At 70.7% G+C, this 6,133-nt stretch carries 6 protein-coding genes and 1 pseudogene; 1 reads left to right on the top strand and 6 read right to left on the bottom strand.

Going from position 1 to position 6,133, the window contains the following annotated elements; genetic code table 11:
* From FV230_RS23050 to FV230_RS23030, 5 genes and pseudogenes are all read right to left on the bottom strand, one after another.
* Positions 1-475, bottom strand: a pseudogene (locus FV230_RS23050) (peptidase M48); the annotation flags it as partial.
* Positions 475-1,728 carry a DUF898 family protein gene (locus FV230_RS23045; protein WP_147844057.1) on the bottom strand — a complete coding sequence of 418 codons (1,254 nt, stop codon included), beginning with the start codon at positions 1,726-1,728 and terminating at the stop codon, positions 475-477. The pseudogene FV230_RS23050 and the gene FV230_RS23045, both read right to left, overlap by 1 nt.
* A 33-nt stretch (positions 1,729-1,761) precedes the next feature.
* Entirely contained in the window at positions 1,762-2,196 is a 435-nt protein-coding gene (locus tag FV230_RS23040) for a tellurite resistance TerB family protein (protein WP_147844056.1), read from the bottom strand.
* A gap of 112 nt (positions 2,197-2,308) precedes the next feature.
* Entirely contained in the window at positions 2,309-2,533 is a 225-nt protein-coding gene (locus FV230_RS23035; RefSeq protein ID WP_147844055.1) for a YbdD/YjiX family protein, read from the bottom strand.
* Between the two features lie 5 nt (positions 2,534-2,538).
* The gene (locus FV230_RS23030; protein ID WP_147844054.1) at positions 2,539-4,596 is read right to left on the bottom strand and encodes a carbon starvation CstA family protein; all 2,058 of its coding nucleotides are present in this window, start codon (positions 4,594-4,596) and stop codon (positions 2,539-2,541) included.
* Positions 4,597-4,802: 206 nt separating this feature from the next.
* Here FV230_RS23030 and FV230_RS23025 point away from each other — a divergent pair, with 206 nt between their 5' ends.
* The gene (locus FV230_RS23025) at positions 4,803-5,669 is read left to right on the top strand and encodes an NAD(P)-dependent oxidoreductase (protein ID WP_147844058.1); all 867 of its coding nucleotides are present in this window, start codon (positions 4,803-4,805) and stop codon (positions 5,667-5,669) included.
* Between the two features lie 6 nt (positions 5,670-5,675).
* Here the strand turns inward: FV230_RS23025 and FV230_RS23020 are convergent.
* A partial coding sequence (locus tag FV230_RS23020) for a tRNA dimethylallyltransferase (RefSeq protein WP_281408316.1) occupies positions 5,676-6,133 on the bottom strand: 458 nt, incomplete at its 5' end.

Raw genomic sequence — 6,133 nt, 5'->3', positions numbered from 1 at the left:
CCCGGCCGGCCGGCTCCGCGCAGGGCGGCGGTTCGCCCATCAGGTCGAGCACCTGCGCCTCCACCGCCGTGCCGAGGCGCGCCTCGATGCCGGCCGGCACCAGCGGCGCGAGAACGCCCGCCGCGATCGGAAGGCCGAAGAACACGGTGAGCAGGACCGCGATGCCGACCGCAAGCGAGCCGGCGACGAGGCGCCTGGTCCCTCCGCCCGCGTCTGCGCGCTTGCGCAGGTCGGGGCAGCGGGTTTCGAGACATGCGGCGAACGACGGGTCCACGACCTCGACATGGCCGGGATCGCCCGCGATCCCGAGGCGCAGCAGCGGGGCCTGCCCCTCGCCGGCCCGCAAATCGGTCAGGTTCCAGTCGCGATGGACCTCCAGCCCGGTGATCTCGAGGCGCTCGCCGAGGTGCAGGGTCACCGCGTGCGGCGCGGCGCTCCGGCCGTCGAACCAGCGGCCGGAGGCGGTGAGCGCCATCAGAACCCGATCTGCAGCGCGCCGCCGACGTCGAGCGCGTCGGCGAGGCCCTCGTTGAGGCCGCTGCCGGGCCCGTGGCTCGCGGCGAGGATGCGGTTCAGGCCGTCGGCATCGGCGACCTGCGTCGTGGTCGCGACCGCGGCCCATAAGCGGGCCTGGACGACGCGCACGTACAGTACCGCGAAGGCGAGCGCGCCGCCGAGATAGAGCAGGCCGCCGCCGAGCACCGCCGCCCAGGCCAGCCCGTCGCCGCCCGCGGCCCGCGCGGCGAGGCCGGCGAGCAGCGCGATCAGGCCGACCACCACGACGAAGCCGAGGAGCGACAGCGCGTAGACGAGGTAGGGCCAGTAGAATTGCCGCGCCCGGAGCGTCGAAACAAGGCGGACCGGCCCGAGGCGCGCCGCGTTCATGAAGACCCGCGTCTCGCGCGCCCGATAGAACGGCACCAGCAGGAGCGAGAGCGGAAGGCAGAAGCCGGCGGTGATCCCGAGCGCGACGGCGAGGGTCGCGATCTGGGTGCCGGCATAGGCGGGGTTGAGGATGAGATTGCCGGCCTTGCCCCCGGGCTTGGGCAGCATCAGGTCGATCGGCAGGACGAAGTCGTTGGCGGCGATCAGCGCCAGCAGCAAGGCGAGCACCGGGCCGAGCGCCACCGCGTAGAACAGCAGCCAAGGCCCGAGGAGCGCGCGCCCGCGCGCGTCGGACGCCATCCGGCTGGTGCCGATCAGGGTGTGGCCGATGCGGTAGCGCTCGAGGCCGGCACGCATGAACGGGAAGGCGAGGCCCAGCGTCGCCAGCGTCAGCGCCCACCACAGGGCGGCCCGGCCGGCATAGGCGAGGCCCGAGCCGTCCTGGCCGAGGCGGATGCCGCGCCACAGCGTCCGCATCGCCCGGTAGCGGCGCCCGCGGTAGATCGCGAACTGCCCGAGCAGGAACAAGATGACGAAGGACAGGATCGCCGAGTACGGCGCCAGGCTCGGCAGCGCGATCGCCAGGCCGAACAGCCCGACATAGATCACGATCAGCAGCCCGAGGGCCGCGAGGAAGCCGAGAAAGAGCTCGCGCCCGGTGCCGGTGTAGTCCGCCGGGCTGCCGTCGACGACGGTGCGGCTCCAGAAGAAGCGCCGCAGGTCGGTCATGTACCAGAAGCGGTAGATGCCGAAGGTGACGAGCGAGAGCAGGAACCCGACGAACGCGAGTCCGGTGAGGCCGCGGAGCCAGGTGTCGAAGGCAACCTGTCCGGTCCGCGACATGGATCCCCTTCCGGGCCTGCGATCGACGGCCGGTCAGCGCAGCAGGGCCGATTTCTCGACCTGGAGGGCGGCGGCGATCTCGTCGAGCGCCTTGTGCTCGACCTCGCTGATGCCGCCGAAATCGGCGACGTCGGCGGCGATCAGGAAGATGTCCTGGCGCTGGTCGAGCGGCCGGTCGGCGATGGCCGCGACGTGGCGCAGGTTCTCGATCCGCCCGGCGCGGGTCTTGGCGCGGGCGATGCCCTCGTACAGCTCCTGCTCGATCCGCAGGGTGTCGTAGGATTTCTGGAGGATCGGGTTGGCGCGCATGCCCGAGATCGCCGACTCGACCTCCTCCTCGTCGACGTCGCCGTCGGCGATCGTCACGTTGGCCGCGGCCGAAACCGCGGCAGCAAGAAACAGGCCGTCGCCGGCATAGGACATGATCGTCCGGCCGAACCGCAGAATGGCGTCCTGGAAGATGCTCATTGCCTACCTCGCACTCGCCTGACTCACGGGAAATGCCCGTTCGGAGTCAAGCGTTTCCCGCCCGCGACCGGGCCGCATCCTCGAACGATCCGTCCGTCACGCCGTCGCATGGTCAACAGCAGCGAAATCCGCTGGTGTTGCCGACACCGAACCGCGCGTTCTCCCGATGGCGGAAGAACTCGATCTCGGTCATCGGCGCCTGGTCGGGATGCGTCCGCGCGACGTGGGCGGCATAGGCCGCGTAATCGCCCTGCCCCACCATCAGGCGCGCGCCGTCGCAGACGCACTTGGACAGGGCCTTCCAACGGTCGCGCAGGTTCTGCGAAGCGGCCTCCATCGGCCCTACTCCGCCGCGACGATGCGGGCTTCGCTCTCGAGGGCCGTCCAGCGGTCGGAGCGCAGCGCCTTGACGCAGGCGGCGATGCCGAAGCCGGCGATCGCCACGACGAGGCCGATGAACAGCGCGGCGAGCACCGCGTCGATCCGGTCGTTCAGCACGATCTGGCCCATCTGGCCGAGGTCCTTGGCCGGTGCCAGCACCTTGCCTTCCGCCAGCGCGCCCGCGTAGCGCTCGGCATGGGCGAGGAACCCGATCTTCGGGTCGGCGGAGAAGATCTTCTGCCAGCCGGCGGTGAGGGTGCAGATGCACAGCCACGCGGTCGGGATGATCGTCACGAACGCGTAGCGCTCGCGCTTCATCTTGAAGATCACCACCGTGCACAGCGTCAGCGCCACGGCGGCCAGCATCTGGTTCGAGATGCCGAACAGCGGCCATAGCGTGTTGATGCCGCCGAGCGGGTCGGTCACGCCCTGGTAGAGGAAGTAGCCCCAGGCGCCGACCGCGATGGCCGTCGCCAGGATGCTCGGCACCCAGGCGTTGGTCTGCTTGAACGACGGCACCGCCAGCCCGACCAGGTCCTGCACCATGAAGCGGCAGGCGCGGGTCCCCGCATCGACCGCGGTGAGGATGAACAGCGCCTCGAACAGGATCGCGAAGTGATACCAGAACGCCATCATCGCCTTGCCGCCGATGGCGCTGGAGATGATGTGCGCCATGCCGACGGCGAGGGTCGGCGCGCCGCCGGCCCGCGCGACGATGGTGCGCTCGCCGACATCGCTGGCGGTCTGAGCGATCACCTCGGGCGTGGTCGGGAAGCCGAGCTTCGTCACCGCGGCGGCGGCGGTCTCCGGCGTCGTGCCGAGGAGCGCGACCGGCGCGTTCATCGTGAAGTACACGCCCGGATCGATGACGGTGGCCGAGACCAGCGCCATCACCGCGACGAAGCTCTCCATCAGCATGCCGCCGTAGCCGATGAAGCGCGCATCCGCCTCGCTGGCGATCAGCTTGGGCGTGGTGCCCGAGGCGATCAGCGCGTGGAAGCCCGAGACCGAGCCGCAGGCGATCGTGATGAACAGGAACGGGAAGAGCTGGCCCGCCCAGACCGGCCCGGTGCCGTCCACGAACTTGGTCACCGCCGGCATCTGCATGTGCGGGGCGACGAAGGCGATGCCCAGCGCGAGGCCGACGATCGTGCCGATCTTCAGGAAGGTCGAGAGGTAGTCGCGCGGGGCCAGCAGGAGCCAGACCGGCAGGATCGAGGCGACGAAGCCGTAGCCGATCAGCATCCAGCAGAGCTGCGTCCCGGTGAAGGTGAAGGCCGGGCCCCAGACCGGGCTGTCGGCGATCGCGCCGCCGCCGAAGATCGCCGCCATCAGCAGGACGAAGCCGAGGATCGAGACCTCGCCGATGCGGCCGGGGCGGATGTAGCGGGTGTAGACGCCCATCAGCATCGCGATCGGGATCGTCGACATCACGGTGAAGGTGCCCCACGGGCTCTCGGCCAACGCCTTGACGACGATGAGCGCGAGCACCGCCAGCAGGATCACCATGATCAGGAACGTGCCGAACAGCGCGATGATGCCCGGGACGGTGCCGAGCTCGGTGCGGATCAGCTCGCCGAGCGAGCGCCCGTCGCGCCGCATCGAGACGAACAGGACCATGAAGTCCTGCACCGCGCCGGCGAGCACGACGCCGGCGAGGATCCAGAGCAGGCCGGGCAGGTAGCCCATCTGCGCGGCCAGCACCGGGCCGACGAGGGGGCCGGCACCGGCGATCGCCGCGAAGTGGTGGCCGAACAGGACGCTCTTGTTCGTCGGGACGTAGTCGAGCCCGTCGTTGTGGAGGACGGCCGGCGTCTCGCGCTTGGGATCGAGCCGCATCACCTTCTCGGCGATGAACAGCGCGTAGTAGCGATAAGCGATGAGGTAGACGCAGACCGCCGCGACGACGAGCCAGAGCGCGTTCACCGCTTCGCCGCGCTCGACGGCGACGATGGCGAGCGCCGCCGCCCCCAACGCACCGACCAGGGCCCAGGGGCCATGCCTACCGATCGCGCCCATCGTTCCACTCCCGAAGCCGGCACTCGGGGGCCGACGATCCCGCGCGTGATGCCGCAATTTTGGATTGAGGAAAATCCCCATCGCGGCAGCGAGTGGACAACCGCGCGGCGTTGTCGCGATCCGCTTCACTTCGTCGGCGCCGCGGTTTGACGCTGCGGTGCGCGATACCTAGACCGCTCCATCAGCACACGAGACGGAGACGGATGATGGCGAAGGTCGCGTTCCTGGGGCTCGGCGTCATGGGCGCCCCGATGGCCGGACACCTGGTCAAGAAGGGCCACTCGGTCACCGTCTACAACCGCACGGCCGCCAAGGCCGAGGCGTGGGTGGCGGCCAACGGCGGCGCGCATGCGCCGACGCCGCGCGAGGCTTCCGAGGGCGCCGAGATCGTCTTCGCCTGCGTCGGCAACGACGACGACCTGCGCGGCGTCGTGCTCGGTCCGGACGGCGCGCTCGCCGGCATGGAGGCCGGTGCGATCTTCGTCGATCACACCACCGCCTCGGCCGAGGTGGCCCGCGAGCTTGCCGAGGCCGCGACCGCGAAGGGGCTGGGCTTCATCGACGCCCCGGTCTCCGGCGGCCAGGCCGGCGCCGAGAACGGCATGCTCACCGTGATGTGCGGCGGCGGCCAGGGCTGCTACGACAAGGTCGAGAGCGCGATCGGCGCCTATGCGCGCGCCTGCCGGCTGATGGGGCCGGTCGGGGCGGGCCAGCTCACCAAGATGGTCAATCAGATCTGCATCGCCGGCCTCGTCCAGGGGCTGTCCGAGGGCGTGCACTTCGCCAAGAAGGCGGGGCTCGACGTGGAGGCGGTGCTCTCCGTGATCTCGAAGGGGGCCGCCGGCTCCTGGCAGATGGAGAACCGCGGCTCGACCATGAACGCGGGGAAGTTCGACTTCGGCTTCGCCGTCGACTGGATGCGCAAGGACCTCGGCATCCTGCTCGACGAAGCGCGCCGCAACGGCGCCAAGCTCCCGGTCTCGGCCCTCGTCGACCAGTTCTACGCCGACGTCCAGGCCATGGGCGGCAACCGCTGGGACACGTCGAGCCTCGTCGCGCGCCTGGAGCGCTGAGATCCCTCAGTCGATTTCCGCCATCGCCGCCTCGGGCGCCAGCCAGCGCCACTCCGCTCCCATCTGGTGGCGGAACCAGGTGAACTGGCGCTTGGCGTAGCGGCGGGTGTCGGCCTGCCCGCGCACGATCGCCTCCTCCAGCCCGATCGCGCCGTCGAGATGCACGATCAGGCCGGGCACCCCGTGGGCGCGCATCACCGGCAGCAGCGGGTCGAGGCGGCGCTCGCGCAGCGCCGCGACCTCGTCGAGGGCGCCCCGCTGCATCATCGTGCGGAAGCGCGCGTCGATGCGGGCGCGCAGCAGCTCGCGCTCGGGCGCCAGGAAGATCTTCAGCAGCCTTCGTCCTGCGAGCGGACCGGGCACGCGTGGCCCGTGGAACGCGGCGATCGGCCGGCCGGTGGCGGCGAGGATCTCGAGCGCGCGCATGACCCGGGCGCGGTCGCTCGGCCGCAACAGGGCGGCGC

The organism is Methylobacterium sp. WL6, from assembly GCF_008040095.1.
Taxonomy (GTDB): Bacteria; Pseudomonadota; Alphaproteobacteria; order Rhizobiales; family Beijerinckiaceae; genus Methylobacterium.
The sequence above is the reverse complement of the archived record's forward strand: the minus strand, read 5'-3'. Positions and strand labels throughout refer to the sequence as shown.